Raw genomic sequence first — 17,074 nt, forward strand, 5'->3', positions numbered from 1 at the left:
TATTGGCTAATAAAGAGGTCTTTGATAATCATGGCAATTACAAACGAATACGTTAAAGGTCTTGATCGCGAATATGTGTTTCACTCATGGTCGACTCAAGGTTTGCTCAATCCTCTGGTTATCGCAGGAGGGGAAGGGTGCACAGTATGGGATTACGACGGAAAACGTTATCTGGATTTTTCTAGCCAGCTAGTCAATACCAACTTGGGTCACCAGCATCCTGCTGTCATCGCTGCGATTCAAGAGCAAGCAGCTACGCTGGCCACTATCGCTCCAGCGACAGCTAACTTGATGCGAGGCGAAGCCGCCAAGCGGATCATCGAGCAGGCACCGAAGGGCTTCAAGAAAGTTTTCTTTACTAACGGCGGTGCTGACGCGAACGAAAACGCGATTCGTATGGCAAGGATTTTCACCGGGCGAGATAAGGTGCTGTCGTCTTACCGGTCGTACCATGGCAATACTGGCTCTGCGATTGTCGCCACTGGTGATCCGCGTCGTGTGCCGAATGAATATGCACGTGGTCACGTACATTTCTTTACGCCCTATCTGTATCGCAGCGAGTTTAGTGCTCAGACTGAGCTCGAAGAAACAGAACGCGCGTTGCGCCATCTTCGTCGGGTCATCGAGAGTGAAGGTTCAAACTCGATTGCAGCTATTCTGCTCGAAAGCCTGCCTGGTACTGCCGGTATCCTGATGCCATCTGCCTCTTATATCCAGGGCGTTCGCCAGTTGGCGGATGAGTTTGGGATCCTGCTCATTTTCGACGAAGTCATGTCTGGTTTCGGTAGGACCGGCAAGTGGTTCGCTCTAGAGCATTATGGCGTGGTGCCTGATCTGATCACTTTTGCCAAGGGCGTGAACTCGGGCTATGTACCTGTTGGTGGCGTGGTGATTTCGGAGAGACTCAGTGCTTACTTTGATACTCATTTCTTCCCAGGTGGTTTGACTTACTCTGGGCATCCGCTTGCTATGGCCTCGATTGTCGCTGCAATTGACGCTATGCGTAAAGAGCGTGTCGTAGAGAATGCGCTAGATATTGGGATTAACTGCCTGGGCCCACGTCTAAGGGAGCTCCAGAAACGTCATTCAGTCATTGGTCAGGTACGTGGTGCTGGCGTCTTCTGGGCTATGGAATTTGTCGAAGATAGGGAAACTCGGGCGCCGCTTGCCGCAGGCAAGATGCAGTTGTTGAAATCCAAGCTCATCGAACGTGGACTACTGCCGTTTGTTGTCGAGAATCGCATCCATGTGGTACCGCCTTGCATAGTCAGCGCTGAAGAGGTGGAAGCGGGTATTGCAATTCTCGACGAAGTGATTGAAGCGGTGTTGGGCTGATACGATCGATATAATTAGGTGCAGGAAGGCGCTGCAGATTTTGCAGCGCTTGGAGGCAGATCTCACTACAAATTTTTCCCCCGTATTATTTTTCTATGTAGGCGTAAACTATTACGATTGAGGTTTAAGTCAAGTTTTCAGCCAGGTTTAGATGTGTGGGCTGCGAGTCTTGGGCTTAATGGAAGCTGATTTATTTGTGTCGTGTTTTGGTTGCTAAACATTTTTATTGGATACCCAGTTTTTGTGGGGCGGTAGAACAGTTTATTAGTTTGCTTTCTTAGGGTTGGCTGGCTTGAGCGCGTATGGTCAGTACTTCCGGCAGCGGTTCGCCACTGAGTAATCGCGCCATCAACTCAGGCTCGTAAAGGTCCGATTGCAACGCTTTGTCGATCACCGTTGTGAGTTCTTGTGCCGGCAAGATCAAGATGCCGTTGTCATCGGCCAGGACAAAATCTTCGGGGTGCACCTCTACTCCAGCGCAATTCACGGGCACGTTCACCTGACTTGTTTGGCCGCCGATCAGCTTGGTCGTCAGCTGAGTGGTGCCACGAGCGAACACCGGCAACTGGCAGGTACGCAGTTCGTTGATGTCGGTTACTACGCCGTCGACGATGATGCCGGCGGCACCCGCGCAGCGAGCCGCAAACTGCGTGACCGCCCCGACACAAGCGTGGGCATGGTCACCCGCCATGTCGATCACCAGGACATCGCCTGGCTGAAGGGCGATAAGGGCGCGGTTGACGGCGATGGCATCGGGCTCGGCCAGGCGAAGCGTCACGGCGCGCCCAATAATGCGACCGCCAGGCACCATTGCGCGGACTTCATGGCTGACGAACCCGCGCTCGAGGAAGTGGCCCAGCGTGGCGAAGCTCACCTTCTGTAGTTTTGCGATCAGGTCGTCGTTCATTTCCCTACCTCCATGTCAATCAGCTCGGCCACACAGTCGATTTCCAAGCTCACGCCCCACAGCTGCACGCAGACGGTTGTACGAGCGGGTGGTGCATGGCCGAGGATTTCCTTGTATGCCTCGTTGAAGGGCACCAGTTGATCGGGGTCTGTCAGGTAGGCGTTGACCTTGACGATGTGGGAAAGGCTGGAGCCCGCCGCTTCGAGGATCGCGGCCAGGTTCGCGAACGTCTGCCTGACCTGGTCTTTGAAATTGTCGGGCTGCTCTTCCAGGCTGCCCAGCGATGGGATCTGGCCGGCGGTGAACACCAGGTGGCCGCTGACCACGGCTTGAGAATACGGGCCTACTGGGCTGATGGTGCCAGGGGCGCTGTGGATGCGTTTCATTGAGAGCTCCTTGAAGCGAAGATGTGCCACCGGCTCGCCGGCAGCACGTGGTCAGAGATCAGAAGAGCGCCAGGGTGTAGCTGGCGATGAGTCGGTTCTGCTCTTGGTTGGGGTCGATTTCGGAGTGCAGCAATCCATGGCGCCAAGACAGGCCGAGGCCTTTGAGCGCACCGTCCTGCACGACATAGTCCAGGCCCACATCCCGTTCCCACTCGGACGCGTCATTGCCGCTGGTGGTGCGGATGTCTTCACCCTTCAGGTACATCAGGGAGAATTTCAGGCCAGGTACGCCGGCAGCGGCGAAGTCATAGCTGTACTGGGCAAACGCGGTACGCTCGCCCGCTCGGTTGAAGCTCGCGAGCATCCGGTCGGTGTAGAGGTAGACACTGGCACCACCTGCGCCCTTGCCGCTGAGGGAGCCCTGGTTCGGTTGGACGAAGTTGCTTCCATCCGACACCTCCTGATAGCCGGCCATGAGCGCGTGGCCCTGGACGGAATAGGTCAGCGCTGCGCTCCAGGTGTGGTTATCGATCTTGCCGTCACCGTCCTCGGTGTAACCGCCCACGCGGTATCCACTTGCGCGACCAGCAGCAGAGTCGTTGGCTCCATCGGCGAAGGTGCGGAAGTAGCGCAGATCAGTTCGCAGCGATTGCCCTTCGGAGAGTGGAAGCGTGTGGGTGAGACCAACGAAGTGCTGGGTGTAATAGTCCTCGAGGTTGGCAACGTAGTATTGCGCCGTGAGTTGTTTGCCGATCCGGTAGTCGCCACCCGCGAAGAGGAACTGGTCGCTCTCACGGGTGCCGCCGGCTACGGCCAATCCAGTACGGTCACTGGAGGCACGGCCCGTAGCACGATTGAGGCGCCCGCCGGTAAGGGTCAGGCCATCCAGGTCGGTTGAGGTGATCTGGGCCCCCTCGAACGTTTGGGGCAGCAGGCGACCATCGTTGTAGGTCAGCACCGGCAGCTTGGGCATCAGCGTGCCGTATCGCAGTTCGGTGTTGGCGACTTTCAGCTTAGGTGTCAGGCCCAGGCGGCTCCACTGTTGGGACGCGCCACTGCCTTCGTCGGGGATCATGCTGCTGCCCCGGTGGCGACCATCGCCGCTATCAAGCGTCACGCCCATCAAGCCTAGGGCATCCAGGCCGACTCCGATTGGCCCTTCGGTGTAGCCGGATTTGAAGTCGAGCACGAAGGCCTGGGCCCACTCTTCGGTTTTGCTTTGGCCGAGGCTACCGGCTTGGTCGCGAAAGTCGTTGTTGAAGTAAAAATTGCGCAGGCCAAGGTTCGCATGGCTGTCGCCCACCAGATCGGCTTGAGCGAAAGGGGACAAGGCGAAAACGCCTGCACTCATCAGGTATTTTTTCATCTGGAAACTCTTCAAACGGAAGTAGGAAACACTCGCCTGGTTGGCGAGAGAAACTCGGGGGTACAGCACGGAATTACTGCCGTGCTTGGTCGATATCCCGTTTGAAGGTCTCAGTGAGTAGCAGCAGCGCGATCAGAGAAACAACGGCTGAGCCGATCATGTACCAGGCAATCGATGAGCCTTTGCCAGTCCACGACAGCAATGCGGTGGTAACCAGAGGCGTTGCGGCGCTTCCGAGCAGGCCGGAAAGCATGTAGCTGATCGACAGGCCCGAGTAGCGAACTCGAGTGCCGAATAACTCCGCGAGGAATGTGGCAATGGGGCCGTAGTTGGCCGCGAATGCCGTCATCATCAGCATGTAACCGGCAAACGCCAGGCCGAGAACTTTGGAATCCATCAGCCAGAACATCGGGAAGGCTACGAGTGCCTCGGCGATGATCCCGCCGATAATGATCGGCTTGCGGCCAACCTTGTCGGAGAGGGCGCCGAAGAACGGCAGCATAGCGATACAGGCAGCGCAGGAAACCAGCACTACCGTGAGCATTTCTCCACGTGTGAAGCCCAAGGTCTGGGTGCCATAGGTCAGGCCAAAGGCCACGATGAGGTTGTAGGAGGTGCCAGTGGACATAGTTGCCACACCACCCAGGACTACCTGCTTCCAGTATTTGCGGAACACTTCGAACAGCGGCACTTTGACCTGCGTGCCTTTATTTTCCACCGCTTTGAACGACGGTGTCTCATGGATGTTGAGGCGGATGTACAAGCCCAATCCGATCAGCAGAACGCTGAGCAGGAACGGCACACGCCAGCCCCAGTCCAGCAACTGCTCGTTGGTCAGCGTGGTGGCGAACATCAGGAACACGAGGTTGGCCAGCATCGTCCCCGCCGGTACGCCGATCTGAACCCACGAGCCATAGAGTCCGCGTTGATGCTTTGGCGCATGTTCCACCGCCATCAGCACGGCGCCGCCCCATTCTCCGCCCAGAGCCAGGCCCTGGATGATGCGCAGTGTAAGCAGCATGATCGGTGCCCAGATGCCGACCGACTCATAGCTCGGCAACAGGCCGATGGCGAAGGTGGCCGCACCCATGGTCAGCAACGAGATGAGCAGCATCGACTTTCGGCCCAGGCGGTCACCGAAGTGACCGAAAAGCGCGGCGCCGATCATCCGGGCGCCATAGGCTGAAGCAAAGGTGCCGAAAGCGAGGAGGGTGCCTACCAGGGGATCAAAGCCTGGGAAGAAGATCTTGTTGAATACCAGGGCCGAGGCCGTGGCGAAGAGGAACAGGTCATACCACTCAACGGTGGTGCCGATCACACTGGCGACCGCGACTTTTTTCATGTCGGCGGTGCGTTGTGGTTGCGCGCTGGCAACCTCGGTGTACGCAGGGCTGGTCATTGCCATTTTCTCCCGAAAGATGGGTTCTGGTTGTTGTTGGCAGCTGAAGGCGGAGCGGCTATTTCTTGTTTTTGGGCAAAGCGTTCCCGTGGGCCCAGCTTTCTTGAATTGGCTGGGCGCCTGGGTGGATCGGGTTAAGTCAGCGTCTGTCGGCGCGGGTCAGCACGGCGTTGAGCAGTACGTCGCAGCCCATGGTCACGTCGTGGGGCAAGGCGTCTTCGGCTTCGTTATGGCTCAGGCCGCCGACGCAGGGGATGAACACCATGGTGGTCGGGCAGTGGCGGGCGAGATGAATCGCATCATGGCCGGCGCCGCTGACGATTGGCTGGTACGGGTAGCCCAGGCCTTCGATGGCTTTGCGTACTGCATCGATGCAGGCCGGGTCGAAAGGCGTGGCCGGGCTCAGCCAGTGACGATTGATCTGGACTTCCAAGCCACGCTTGGTGGCGATTTGGTCGATGAGTGCACGGGCGCTGGCTTCCATGTCTGCGATGGCGGCATCTTCGTGGTGGCGAAGATCGAGGGTAAACGCCACGTGGCCAGGGATGGTGTTGCGGGAAGAGCGAGCGATCTGCAATTGGCCAACGGTAACAAGGCCTTTGGGCGCGAAGTCGCGTGACAGTTGTTCCAGTGCGGTGATCATTTCCCCTACGCCGAACAAGGAGTCGCGGCGTAGAGGCATTGGCGTGGTGCCTGCGTGAGCGGCCTGGCCACTGATCTCGATGTCCAGCCAGCAGATCGCTTGCCCACCCGTGACCAACCCTACGGGCAGGCCGGCGTCTTCCAGGATTGGGCCTTGCTCGATGTGTGCTTCGAAGTACGCGTCGAACTCACGGCCCAGAGGTAGCTCACCTGCGTAGCCGGTTTGCTCCAACGCTTCGGCAACGCTGACGCCTTCAGCATCGCGGCTGGACAGCGCTTGCTCGAGGGGCAGCTCGCCCGTGAACACCGCCGATCCGAGCATGGCAGGAGTGAAACGAGCGCCTTCTTCGTTCGTCCAGACCGCGATTTCCAATGGGCGCTCGAGCTGCAGGCCTTTGTCCTGAAGGCTACGTACCACTTCCAGGCCGGCAAGTACGCCGTAGATGCCATCGAAGCGACCGCCCTTCGGCTGGGTGTCCAAATGGCTGCCCATGACCACCGGGGGCAGGGCGTCATTCCGACCTGGCAGGCGTGCGAATAGGTTGCCGATGGCATCAACATGGATGCTCATTCCGGCCTCGCGACACCAGCTTGCGAACAGCTCGCGTCCGTCTCGGTCTTCTTTCGACAGTGCCAAGCGGCAGTTGCCGCCTTTGGCGGTTGGGCCGACCTTGGCCATGTCCATGAGGCTGTCCCACAGCCGTGTGCCATTGCATGTATGCATGATGTGAATCCTCAAACAGGCGGTGGGATCAGTATCCGAGCGCGGGGTCTACTTGGTTCAGGAGTGGTTCAGCACAGGCCAGACGTCGAGCGTTCTCGGCTACTTGCTGGGCAATACAGTCGTGGGAAGCGCATGAGGCCATGTGGGGTGTGACGACGATTCCCGGCGTGTTCCAGAGGCGGCTGTCCAATGGCAGCGGCTCTTTCTCGAACACATCGAGAAGCGCACCGCGCAGTCGGCCACTGTTGACGGCGTTGACCAGATCATCCACCTGCAGGTGCTGCCCGCGTCCGCAGTTGATCACTGCCGCGTTTGGCGCCAAGGCTTCAAAGGTCTTCTGGCAGAGGATGCCGCGAGTGGCATCGGTCAATGGCAGCAGGTTGATCAACAGGTCGAGGCCATCCAGGAACTGATCGAACTCCGCTGGGCCCGAGAATGTGCGCACGCCGCTCAGCTGCCTGGCACTCCTCGACCAACCTCGGACAGCATATCCGGCCTCGGCCAACTCGCCGGCAATAGCCCCTCCAAGGGAGCCGAGCCCCATGACGCCGATGCGGTATTCACCAGCGAGGCGTTGAGGATGACGTTGCCATACCTGTTGCTGCTGTTGGGCAAGTGCTCGGTCGAAGTCCCGGTGGTAGTGGATGACCGCCCAGCGAACATACTCCGCCATGCCTTGGCGGTGAGCTGGGTCTACGACTCTGCACACTGGCAATGCTGGCTGGCTCGGGTCGTTGGCCAGGTGATCAACACCAGCAGCCACTGAGTGGATCAGCTTCAGGTTGGGTAATGCGCTGAGGCTGCCTACGGGAGGGAACCAGCAAGCGGCTACCTGTGCCTCCTGAGCTGCGGGATCGTTGGCCAGCACTACGCGTAACTGGGGAGCACTGCGAGCGAAGGCAGACTGCAGTTGGCCCAGAAGTGCCTGGTCGGTTGAAAGTAGTACCAGCGGTTTCATGAGCAGTACGACTCGCGTTGGTGTTCGATCAAGGTCAGGGCGGCGTTCCAGCTCAGGCTGATGATTTGCGCTGACTCGTCGCGTTGGAACTGCGCGGCGGTGTGGCGGCAGACTTCTTCGCTGGGGTAGATGAGCTTGCTGCCGCTGGCCAATGCCTGTACTTGCGCCTGGCAGGCGCGCTCCAGGAAGTGAATCTCGTGGAAGGCCTCGGCAACACTGGCTCCGCCGGCCAGCAGGCCGTGGTTTCGCAGGATCATTGCTTTGTGCGTGCCGAGGTCGGCGATGAGGCGCTCGCGTTCATCCAGAGACAGGGCGATGCCTTCGTACTGGTGGTAGGCCAGCTTGCCGTAGAACTTCAGCGCGTGCTGGCTGATCGGCAGCAACCCGTGCTCCTGAGCCGAGACGGCGATGCCGGCTGCGGTGTGGGTGTGGATCACGCAGTGCATGTCCGGTCGTGCCATGTGGATCGCCGAGTGGATTACGAAGCCAGCTGCGTTCACCCGGCGCTCGCCATTGGCCTGGTCGACCACATTGCCATGTTGGTCGATGCGTACCAGATCACTGGCGCGCATCCGGTCGAAGATCACGCCGTATTGGTTGATCAGGAAGTGATGCTCAGGCCCAGGAATACGCAGGGTGATGTGGGTGTCGATCAAATCGGTCATGCGGAAGTGTGCAACCATCCGGTACAGCGCGGCCAGTTCGCAGCGTGCCTGCCATTCGACATCGCTAATGTTGTGCGGCTTGCTCATGAAAACTCCTGATTTAACGAGCGATGGCGGGGGTGGGTTGCTGCTGCTCGCCACGCAGGCGAGAGAGGCCACAGACGCCGATCAAGGAAAGCGTGGAGAGCGCGGTGAAGAACACGGCGAGTGGCAGCCACTGGCCGGCGAAGCGGTCGGCCAGCAACGTGCCGATGATCGGCGTGCTGCCCCCCGCGATGGCGCAAATCAACTGGTAGGCCAGAGAGATCCCGGAGTAGCGCAAGTGAGCAGGGAAGGCCTGGGTCATGTAGCCGGCGATCACCGCATACAGTGCCGAGAGCGTGACCACTGCCATCGCGATGCCGGCTGTCATCAACACCAGGTTATGGGTGCCGACCAGCATGAACATGGGGTAGGGCACAGCCATGCACAGCAGGGCTACCAGCTTGAGGAAGCGGCCTTCGCCAATGCGTTCAGCCAGCAGCGCGGCCAGTGGCTGGGTCAGGAACTGCAGGATGGTCACCAGGAACAGGCAGTCGAGGATGGTTGCTCGAGGGATACCCTGGTAGGTGGTGACGTAGGTGATCATGAAGGTGTTCGTGAAGAAGAAGCCGGCGGAGCCGATGGTCACCGCCAGGGCGGCGAACAGGATCTGTCTCCAGCAGTCACGTACCACTTCCAGCACCGGGTATTTGACGACCTCTTGCTTGGCCTTGGCTGCCTGGAACTCAGGGCTTTCCTCGACCCCGAAGCGGATAGCCAGACCTACCAGCATCAGGATGCCGCTGGCCAGGAACGGCAGACGCCAACCCCAGCTCAGGAACTCTTCGGGCTCTAAGGAAGACACTAGGCGGAATGCGATCAGCGCGAGCAGCAGGCCAGCCGGGCTGCCGAGCTGAGCGAACGAGGCGTAGAACACTTTGCGTTTGGCCGGCGCATGCTCACTGGCCATCAGGACGGCACCTCCCCACTCACCACCGACGGAGATCCCCTGGACAATCCGCAGGGCAATCAGTCCGATGGGGGCCCAGATACCAGCAGTGGCGTAGCTGGGCAGCAGGCCAATGCCTGTGGTGGCCAGGCCCATCAGCACCATGGTGACCAGCAGCATTTTTTTGCGACCCAGACGGTCGCCCAGATGGCCGAAGACCATGCCTGCCATTGGTCGGGCAACGAAGCCTACGGCGAACGTGCCGAATGCCGCCAAGGTGCTGAGCAAGGGGTTGCTGCTCGGGAAAAACACCTGACCCAGTGCGAGTGCAGCCGCCGTGGCGTAGATGTAGAAGTCGTAGAACTCGATGGTGGTGCCGACAAATGCGGCAGCCGCAGCACGACGCGGCTGGTTTGACGTATGCATGCAAGGCCCTTCTTAGAGTTATAGGCAGGTGGGCAGGGTTGGCTAAACCGGTCGCGCTCTGTTCGGCGCTTTCGAGATTTATCGCCTTGGGGCTATGATTAGTCAATTTGCTAATTCTTATCCGTCGTATTAGCAGCGCTACTAATGGGCCCGTAAATGAATCCGCCAACTTCAAGATCTGATGCTTTGGTCAACAAATGGGAAGGGCGTCGATTTCTGAACGACCGCCTGGACTGGAACCTGCTGCGTACCTACCTTGCGATTGGCCAAGAGGGCAGCATCAGCAGGGCTGCAGCAAGGTTGCACGTGACCCAGTCAGCGGTTAGCCAGGCGCTCAGGCGTCTTGAAGAGCAGCTTGGCTGTGCCCTCATTCTTCGAGGTGGCCCGCGCTTCGACCTGACGGCTGCCGGGGAGGAGGTGCTGCGTATCGCCATCGATATCTATGGCGACGTGTCGCGCATCAGTGCGGCTGTTGAAAAAGAGAGCGATGAGGTCGTCGGGAAGGTGCGGATCCTGAGCGTCAGTCGCGTGCAGTCGCGGGTATATGACGATTTTCTGGGGGATTTCCACGAGGCCCACCCACGAGTCGAGCTGGAGATTGATGTCATGCGCAGTGCCGACATCATCAGTTCTCTGCTGCAGAAGACCGCCACGGCAGGTGTTGGCCTGTGTCGTATACCCCAGCCCAAGCTGGAGCAGCGCCTGTTGCTCAATCAGCGCTATGCGTTCTTCTGTGGTGTGCGACATCGGCTGTTCGGGCGCACCGATGTCAGCCTCGAGTCTCTGCGTGGGGAGAACTTTGTGAGCTTCGTAAGCGACCAATTGGGCGGCAACCTTTCGCCGCTTGCGATGTTCCGCGATCAGCATGGTTTCACCGGGCGCATCGTTGCTTCCTCGCCGAGCGTTGAGGAAGTCCAGAGGCTGGTGTGTGCCGGCTACGGAGTGGGTTGCATGCCTGAGCACCTTCTCCATGAGGATCTGGAGAAAGGCTTGCTCTGGCGGCTGCCGCCCTACGAAGGGATTGTCGATGTGGACTTGCACCTGCTCTGGAACAGGGAGCAAAGGATGACCATGGCGGAGACGGTGTTCTTGGAGAGCTTTCAGCACTGTCTCGCTCAGGCCTCGCTCGTTTGAGGGGTCCAAGTGAGACGACCGCAGCACTGGCTGCGGTCGTTACCTTTTGCTAGTCGGCGTTCAGCAATCGCTGCCGGGTCAGTACGCTGTTCAGCCGATGATCGTCCTTGAGCTCGACCTCGTTCAGCATGTCAGCAACGCTGGCTCCTGCTTCAACTCGCTCCAGCCAGTACATCACGGCCTTTTTCATGAACCAGTGAGGCGTCCGGTCAAGCGAGCCTGCTGCTTCCCTGATGCGCTCCTTGGTCGGCGCGTCAAGTTTGATGCCTGTAGTCGAACTCACGGGCGCCCCCTCACAACGCCGATACGGCTACAGGGCCGGATGCCTTCGCGCTGCGCTGATAGGCCAGCAGCAAGCCGATGTACCAGACAGGCATCACATACAGGGCGGTGCGGGTATCTGCTTCAAGTGCCAGCAGACACAGGACGAACATCAGGAACACCAGTGACGTCACCGCAGTGAGCTTACCGCCGGGGAGCTTGAAGGTTGATCGCTGATGGGCTTCAGGGCTGCTGCGGCGGTAGGCGAGGTACGACAGCAAGATTAATGACCAGGTCACGATCACCATGACCGCCGAGATGGTAGAGACCAGGGTGAAGACCGCCATGACGTCAGGGATCACGAACAGCAACGTCAGCGCGATAGTCATGCACAGGCCGGAGAACATCAGTGCCCGGATGGGAGTGCCAGAACCTGACAAACGTCCGAAGGACTGGGGAGCCTGCTTGTTGTGCGACAGGCCGTAGAGCATGCGAGAACCTGAGTATACGCCGCTGTTGGCCGAGGAGGCCGCAGATGTCATCACCACGAAGTTGATCATCCCGGCTGCAGCTGGCAAGCCACCCAGCAGAAACAGCTCGACGAAAGGGCTTCGGTTCGCAGGTACGTGGGCCCAAGAGATCACGCTGATGATGCAGGCGAGCGCAGCGACGTAGAACAGCAGGATCCGCAGCGGGATGGTGTTTATGGCCTTGGGGAGCGTTTTCTCGGGGTTGTGGGCCTCAGCTGCAGCAGTACCGATGAGCTCGGTGCCTACAAACGAGAAGATGGCGATCTGGAAACCGGCCAGGAAGCCCAGCACGCCGTGCGGCATCATCACGCCCGGCTCAATCAGGTGGCTGAACGACGCAGTCACACCGCCTGGAGAGGTGTAGGAGGTGGCAACCATGTAGAGACCGGTGAGCACGAGGGCAACGATGCCGATGATCTTGATCAGGCCGAACCAGAACTCCACCTCGCCAAATGCTTTGACGGCGAGCATGTTGAGCGCCAAGAGCATGAACATCGCGCCGAATGCCGGAATCCAGGTGGGAAGATCTGGATACCAGTATTGAAGAAATCCGGCGACCACCACCACATCACCGACTGCGGTGACCACCCAGCTGAGCCAGTATGACCAGGCGAGGATGAAGCCGGCGCGTGGGCCCAGGTGGTGGTGGACGAGCTCAGCGAAGGAGCCCATTTCAAGATTGGCGAGGAGCATCTCGCCCATCGCTCGCATGATGCAGAAAACGAAGAATCCAATGATCGCGTAGACCAGGATGATTGACGATCCGGAGAGGGCAATCATCTTCCCGGATCCCATGAACAGGCCTGTGCCGATGGCGCCGCTGATGGCAATCAGCTGGATGTGTCTGTTTTCCAGCCGTCGCTTAAGTGTTCGACCGTCGCCATGAGTCGCGTCTTGCGAGTTGCACGATTGATTCATAAATGACCTCTTATTCTTTTTCTGTGAAACCTGTCCCATCCCTCCTAATGGAAGGTTGTTTATAGGCACGAGGCGGATGGGTCGGTTGATACGCAGACGAGGAAAAGTAAATCCAGAAAGAATAATCTGACCAAGTTGTCAGATAATAAATTTGGAAGCGCTATATGGTTGTCTTTCTTGTTGGCATCCACCTTGGCGGTATGGAAGTTGCCATTTTGCCAGCCGTAGTTGTCAACAGGAACGTTACAAAATGTCAGCCATCAGGGCATCTTTTAGCACTTTGCGCACCCTATGGAGCATTTTGATTGGGTGCACAGTCATGGTGCAAAAGCCAGGTCTTTCCCCTACATCTTGAAGGTCGACAGCAGGATGCTGGTCTCGGTGTTCTCGATGTGTGGGATGGATCGGATGGTGTTCAGCGCTTTGTCAAAGGCCTCGAGCGTCTCGGCGCGAAGCTCTGCCATGAGATCCCAGCGGCCATTGGTGGTGTGGATGGCGACCACGTTGGGATGCCCGCGCAGCGCGTGCTTGACCTCGGAAGCATGGTGGCCACTGATACCGATACTTGTGATTGCCCTGACCCCGCGCTCAATCGCATCTGACTGCAGGCGAATCGTATAGCCCATGATAATACCGCTCTCTTCCAGTCTGGTGAGGCGGTTTTGAACAGTCGCGCGAGCGACCTTGAGTTTCTTGGCCAAGGTCATGACGGGGGTTCGAGCGTTGTCCCTCAGGAGGGCGATGAGCTCTCGATCAATGCTATCCATGATACTACGCTATCCATACTGCTAGATTGGGTGAGCAAAGTGTCTAAAAAACCGATAAATATGGCAACCTGTATGCTTCAATTTGTACCACTATTTCATCAGACTTTTGGAGGTGGCAAGAATTTACACTCGACGCTCGCTATGCACTGATTGAAAGCGGGCGCACTCACAAGGTGCATAACAATGACGCATTTCATCGACGTTCCAACGATGTCAGACCTGGTTCATGACATTGGCGTAGTCCAGTTTCTGGGAGAGCTTTCCGAGGTTATCCGCGACGATTTCAAGCGTTGGCCGGACTTTGATAAATCTGCCCGTGTCGCCAGCCACTCTGATGTTGGGGTGATCGAGTTGATGCCTGTGGCTGATACCAGCCAATATGCCTTCAAGTATGTGAATGGGCACCCATCCAACACGTTCAAGGATCTCCACACGGTGATGGCATTCGGGGTGCTGGCCGATGTCGATACGGGGTATCCGGTGTTGCTGTCCGAGCTGACGATTGCAACGGCTCTGCGTACCGCTGCGACCTCGCTGATGGCGGCCAAGGCTCTCGCTCGCCCGAACGCTCGCAAGATGGCGTTGATCGGGAATGGTGCCCAGAGCGAATTCCAGGCCTTGGCGTTCCATAAGCATCTCGGCATCCAGGAGATCGTCGCCTTCGACACCGACCCTCTCGCCACCGCGAAGCTGATTCGCAACCTTCAGGAATACCCAGAGCTCAAAATCACGCGTGCCCAGAGCGTTGCTGAAGCAGTGCGGGGTGCGGACATCGTCACCACTGTGACTGCAGATAAGGCCTATGCAACAATCATTACGCCGGAGATGCTTGAACCGGGCATGCACCTGAACGCCGTAGGTGGTGACTGCCCCGGTAAGACCGAGCTCCATGCCGACGTTTTGCGCAAGGCCAGGGTTTTTGTGGAGTACGAGCCCCAGACCCGTATCGAAGGCGATATCCAGCAACTTGAAGCGGACTCGCCTGTCGTCGACCTGTGGCGAGTGCTAACGGGCGAACAGGAAGGGCGCCAGAGCGCTGAACAGGTGACGGTGTTCGACTCCGTGGGCTTTGCGCTCGAGGACTATTCGGTACTGCGCTACGTGCTGCAGCAGGCTGAGCAGCGTGGTGCGGGAGCGAAGATCGATCTCGTGCCTTGGGTTGAGGATGACCCCAAGGATCTGTTCAGCCACACCCGCGGTCGCGCTGCCAAGAAACGCATCCGACGCGTTGCATAACTCCAAGATCAGACACACATCGGAATTTCGAGATGGCATTTCCTACGCGTTCGATTCAAGCACCTGCAGCGGTGGTGATGGTCAGGCCACATGCCTTCACCCCCAACCCGGAAACGGCAGCAGATAACTCGTTCCAGAGCATCAACTCAGATATCGCCGCTCAAACACTCTCCGAGATCGCTCGGGACGAAGTCACGCAGGCCGCTCGCCGACTTGAAGCTGAGGGTGTGCGGGTTCACCTGTTTGATGACTTTGGCGAGAACGACACCCCTGACTCCGTGTTCCCGAACAACTGGTTCTCGACCCACCCAGGCGGCCATGTGGCGATTTACTCCATGTACTCCCCGAATCGTCGAAGGGAAAGACGAGTGGACGTCATTGAGATGCTCAAGCAGGAGTACCGGGTTCAGGATGTGATCGACTACTCGGGGCTTGAGCAGGATGAACTGTTCCTTGAGGGCACTGGGGCCATGGTGTTCGACCACATGTCCAGGGTCGCTTACACTGCTCGCTCGAACCGAGCTGACCCGATTGCCTTGGAACGGTTCAGCACCCACTTCAATTTCGAGCCGATGGTGTTCGATACCGCGGACGTGAAGGGGGCGCCGATCTACCACACCAACGTGCTGATGTGCGTGGCGACCGAGTTCGCGCTGGTGGGCTTCGAGACGTTCACAAACAAAGCACGTGCTGAAGAAGTGCGCATGCGACTGATGGAATCAGGGCGAGATGTCATCGACCTGACTCACCAGCAGATCGGCGAGTTTGCTGGTAACGCTATCGAGCTTTCAGGGCGTGACGGCCGAATCCTGGCTCTGTCACGCAGGGCGTTCAACAGCCTCACGCATGCACAGAAGCAGCGAATCGAACACTCGGCCAGGTTGGTTCCCTTACAAGTGCCTACCATCGAGATGGCTGGCGGCTCGGTACGATGCATGATCGCTGGAATTCATCTTTCTCCTCGTGACTAATCCACAAAAAACGCCGAGGTGGTTTTTTGAGCGCCGCACTAGGTTTTCGTAGCCCTGAAGTGGGCTGTCGCCAAAACTCTCCGAAATTGGGGCGGAACTCCGGAGTCCAAGCAGCCATTGTGCGGTTCATTCAATCTGACTGAGCATCGGCACCGACACTGGTGCCGATATGGGCCTTTATACCGAAATAGTACTGCCTGCCCTAATCCGATGGTCAGTACGGTGCGAGAAAAGGCTCGATGCGTAGAAGGTTATTCTGCAGGGATCTCTGCCTACATCCCAACCGACTGGCAACCCCAAAAAGCGAATCGTGGTAAACTACGCGTTTTTTCCACCGTATAGGCTCTTTTTAATGCAACAGCGCGATATCGCCACCTACATGTTCCTAGCCATCGCCTGGGGACTTTCCTTTCTGGTTATATTGAAGGTCGTGCATGCGTTCGGATGGGTTGGTGCGGTCAGTTTACGTGCGCTGATTGCCGGCAGCACTTTGGCGATCATCGGGTTCCTATTTGGACGAGCATTGCGCCTGCGAGCGCTGCTCAAACCCTTGCTGGTAGTCGGAGCAACCACTGTGGCAGGGCAACTGATCGGCCTGTCCTATGGTACTCCACGTGTTGGTACAGCCATGGCGGCAATCTTTGTGGCAACCATTCCGCTATTCTCGATGATCATCGGCCGCATATGGGGGTTGGAGAAGATTTCTTCCCAAGGCCTAGTAGGGTTGCTTTTGGGTTTAGTAGGAATCGTCATGCTGGTCGGTTTTCCGGCCCAAGCAGTCACCGCTGATTTCATTCACGGCTGCATTGCTTTACTTCTCGGTTGTGTCAGCGCGGCATACGGTAGTAACTATGCAAGCCTGCACTTGCGGGGTGATGACCCGTGGACGGTGACGGGCGGAGCTTTCCTCTGCGGAGGGGTTTTGACGCTGCCACTATTACTGTTGGTGCCCATTACGCAGGTGCCTCAGACTATTGACTGGCTGTATCTATTGGTCAGTGGCTGCTTGATGAGTGCCACCACTTATGTGCTGTATTTCGGATTGGTAGAGCGCATCGGCGCCACCCGGGCAATCAGCGTCGAGTTCGTTGTAACACTGGTTGCGGTCGTGGTTGGTGCACTGTTCCTCAACGAAGCACTGAACCTGCTTCAAATGGTAGGCGGCCTAGTAATTCTGCTGGGCTGTGTTCTGGTTCTGGGGTTGGTACCTGGTCGAAAGCGCCGTTTGCCAAGTTGAGGCTGAACTTACGGCAGCTTGACTCTGTTAGGGTTTCAAGGCCATGGTCATCTATTGTCGTTGGGAACTTCGGCATATCCTTCGTATACATGCTCGCCAATGCGGTGAAGCTTTCCAAACCCTAATGTGGTGTTTCAGAAATACTGCTGAAAATTTTTAGCTGGGCTCTGTAGATAATAATTCATCAAGATTTGTGTATCGACATGGGTCGACCAGCAATTGTTATTGTTCTTTCTAAATCC

16 protein-coding genes are annotated in these 17,074 nt (G+C 57.8%); 5 read left to right on the forward strand and 11 right to left on the reverse strand.

The features are described 5' to 3' along the window. The first annotated feature begins 30 nt into the window (after positions 1-30). Positions 31-1,335 (forward strand): aspartate aminotransferase family protein, encoded by a 1,305-nt coding sequence (locus WM94_RS22845; RefSeq protein WP_061552159.1) that lies wholly within the window; start codon positions 31-33, stop codon positions 1,333-1,335. Positions 1,336-1,612: 277 nt separating this feature from the next. Here the strand turns inward: WM94_RS22845 and WM94_RS22850 are convergent, their stop codons facing one another. The 8 genes from WM94_RS22850 to WM94_RS22885 all read right to left on the reverse strand — a co-directional run bounded on the left by WM94_RS22850 (position 1,613) and on the right by WM94_RS22885 (position 9,778). Then, positions 1,613-2,242: an RraA family protein gene (locus tag WM94_RS22850; RefSeq protein WP_013972351.1), complete on the reverse strand. Its 630-nt coding sequence runs from the start codon at positions 2,240-2,242 to the stop codon at positions 1,613-1,615. Further along, positions 2,239-2,628, reverse strand: coding sequence for a RidA family protein (locus tag WM94_RS22855; protein WP_038409457.1), 390 nt, complete (start codon positions 2,626-2,628; stop codon positions 2,239-2,241). The genes WM94_RS22850 and WM94_RS22855 overlap by 4 nt, the downstream gene beginning before the upstream one ends. A 58-nt stretch (positions 2,629-2,686) precedes the next feature. Then, the gene (locus WM94_RS22860; protein ID WP_038409458.1) at positions 2,687-3,994 is read right to left on the reverse strand and encodes an OprD family porin; all 1,308 of its coding nucleotides are present in this window, start codon (positions 3,992-3,994) and stop codon (positions 2,687-2,689) included. 73 nt (positions 3,995-4,067) lie between these two features. Further along, positions 4,068-5,393 (reverse strand): MFS transporter, encoded by a 1,326-nt coding sequence (locus WM94_RS22865; RefSeq protein WP_038409459.1) that lies wholly within the window; start codon positions 5,391-5,393, stop codon positions 4,068-4,070. A gap of 139 nt (positions 5,394-5,532) precedes the next feature. Then, positions 5,533-6,759, reverse strand: coding sequence for a Zn-dependent hydrolase (locus tag WM94_RS22870; RefSeq protein ID WP_038409460.1), 1,227 nt, complete (start codon positions 6,757-6,759; stop codon positions 5,533-5,535). A gap of 28 nt (positions 6,760-6,787) precedes the next feature. Beyond that, positions 6,788-7,717: a glyoxylate/hydroxypyruvate reductase A gene (locus tag WM94_RS22875; RefSeq protein ID WP_038409461.1), complete on the reverse strand. Its 930-nt coding sequence runs from the start codon at positions 7,715-7,717 to the stop codon at positions 6,788-6,790. Then, positions 7,714-8,469 (reverse strand): class II aldolase/adducin family protein, encoded by a 756-nt coding sequence (locus WM94_RS22880; RefSeq protein ID WP_013972357.1) that lies wholly within the window; start codon positions 8,467-8,469, stop codon positions 7,714-7,716. The genes WM94_RS22875 and WM94_RS22880 overlap by 4 nt, the downstream gene beginning before the upstream one ends. Positions 8,470-8,482: 13 nt before the next feature. Continuing rightward, the gene (locus WM94_RS22885) at positions 8,483-9,778 is read right to left on the reverse strand and encodes an MFS transporter (RefSeq protein WP_038409462.1); all 1,296 of its coding nucleotides are present in this window, start codon (positions 9,776-9,778) and stop codon (positions 8,483-8,485) included. Between the two features lie 156 nt (positions 9,779-9,934). Between WM94_RS22885 and WM94_RS22890 the strand changes: the two genes are divergently transcribed. Continuing rightward, complete coding sequence (locus tag WM94_RS22890; protein ID WP_013972359.1) at positions 9,935-10,912, forward strand: LysR family transcriptional regulator; 978 nt, start codon at positions 9,935-9,937, stop codon at positions 10,910-10,912. A gap of 49 nt (positions 10,913-10,961) precedes the next feature. Here WM94_RS22890 and WM94_RS22895 read toward each other — a convergent pair whose 3' ends face one another. The 3 genes from WM94_RS22895 to WM94_RS22905 form a co-directional block, all read right to left on the reverse strand. Beyond that, a complete protein-coding gene (locus tag WM94_RS22895) occupies positions 10,962-11,195 on the reverse strand; it encodes a ribbon-helix-helix protein, CopG family (protein ID WP_038409464.1) in 234 nt (77 codons plus the stop codon). Positions 11,196-11,205: 10 nt separating this feature from the next. Next, positions 11,206-12,621 carry an amino acid permease gene (locus tag WM94_RS22900; RefSeq protein ID WP_061552160.1) on the reverse strand — a complete coding sequence of 472 codons (1,416 nt, stop codon included), beginning with the start codon at positions 12,619-12,621 and terminating at the stop codon, positions 11,206-11,208. A 344-nt stretch (positions 12,622-12,965) separates the two neighbouring features. Next, positions 12,966-13,388 (reverse strand): Lrp/AsnC family transcriptional regulator, encoded by a 423-nt coding sequence (locus WM94_RS22905; protein WP_038409465.1) that lies wholly within the window; start codon positions 13,386-13,388, stop codon positions 12,966-12,968. A gap of 183 nt (positions 13,389-13,571) precedes the next feature. Between WM94_RS22905 and WM94_RS22910 the strand changes: the two genes are divergently transcribed. The 3 genes from WM94_RS22910 to WM94_RS22920 all read left to right on the forward strand — a co-directional run bounded on the left by WM94_RS22910 (position 13,572) and on the right by WM94_RS22920 (position 16,832). Next, positions 13,572-14,624, forward strand: a complete 1,053-nt coding sequence (locus tag WM94_RS22910; protein ID WP_013972362.1) for an ornithine cyclodeaminase — start codon at positions 13,572-13,574, stop codon at positions 14,622-14,624. A 32-nt stretch (positions 14,625-14,656) separates the two neighbouring features. Next, positions 14,657-15,595, forward strand: coding sequence for a citrulline utilization hydrolase CtlX (gene ctlX / locus WM94_RS22915; RefSeq protein ID WP_013972363.1), 939 nt, complete (start codon positions 14,657-14,659; stop codon positions 15,593-15,595). 352 nt (positions 15,596-15,947) lie between these two features. After that, positions 15,948-16,832 carry a DMT family transporter gene (locus tag WM94_RS22920; RefSeq protein ID WP_038409466.1) on the forward strand — a complete coding sequence of 295 codons (885 nt, stop codon included), beginning with the start codon at positions 15,948-15,950 and terminating at the stop codon, positions 16,830-16,832. Positions 16,833-17,074 lie beyond the last annotated feature (242 nt).

It is taken from the genome of Pseudomonas sp. ABFPK, assembly GCF_001586765.1.
Classification (GTDB): domain Bacteria; phylum Pseudomonadota; class Gammaproteobacteria; order Pseudomonadales; family Pseudomonadaceae; genus Aquipseudomonas; species Aquipseudomonas asiatica.

Coding starts and splice junctions, on each gene's coding strand:
- WM94_RS22855 (WP_038409457.1), bottom strand. CDS start 2,628: ATGAAACGCATCCACAGCGCCCCTGGCACCATCAGCCCAGTAGGCCCG.
- WM94_RS22850 (WP_013972351.1), bottom strand. CDS start 2,242: ATGAACGACGACCTGATCGCAAAACTACAGAAGGTGAGCTTCGCCACG.
- WM94_RS22900 (WP_061552160.1), bottom strand. CDS start 12,621: ATGAATCAATCGTGCAACTCGCAAGACGCGACTCATGGCGACGGTCGA.
- WM94_RS22880 (WP_013972357.1), bottom strand. CDS start 8,469: ATGAGCAAGCCGCACAACATTAGCGATGTCGAATGGCAGGCACGCTGC.
- WM94_RS22905 (WP_038409465.1), bottom strand. CDS start 13,388: ATGGATAGCATTGATCGAGAGCTCATCGCCCTCCTGAGGGACAACGCT.
- ctlX (WP_013972363.1), top strand. CDS start 14,657: ATGGCATTTCCTACGCGTTCGATTCAAGCACCTGCAGCGGTGGTGATG.
- WM94_RS22920 (WP_038409466.1), top strand. CDS start 15,948: ATGCAACAGCGCGATATCGCCACCTACATGTTCCTAGCCATCGCCTGG.
- WM94_RS22875 (WP_038409461.1), bottom strand. CDS start 7,717: ATGAAACCGCTGGTACTACTTTCAACCGACCAGGCACTTCTGGGCCAA.
- WM94_RS22845 (WP_061552159.1), top strand. CDS start 31: ATGGCAATTACAAACGAATACGTTAAAGGTCTTGATCGCGAATATGTG.
- WM94_RS22910 (WP_013972362.1), top strand. CDS start 13,572: ATGACGCATTTCATCGACGTTCCAACGATGTCAGACCTGGTTCATGAC.
- WM94_RS22870 (WP_038409460.1), bottom strand. CDS start 6,759: ATGCATACATGCAATGGCACACGGCTGTGGGACAGCCTCATGGACATG.
- WM94_RS22885 (WP_038409462.1), bottom strand. CDS start 9,778: ATGCATACGTCAAACCAGCCGCGTCGTGCTGCGGCTGCCGCATTTGTC.
- WM94_RS22890 (WP_013972359.1), top strand. CDS start 9,935: ATGAATCCGCCAACTTCAAGATCTGATGCTTTGGTCAACAAATGGGAA.
- WM94_RS22860 (WP_038409458.1), bottom strand. CDS start 3,994: ATGAAAAAATACCTGATGAGTGCAGGCGTTTTCGCCTTGTCCCCTTTC.
- WM94_RS22865 (WP_038409459.1), bottom strand. CDS start 5,393: ATGACCAGCCCTGCGTACACCGAGGTTGCCAGCGCGCAACCACAACGC.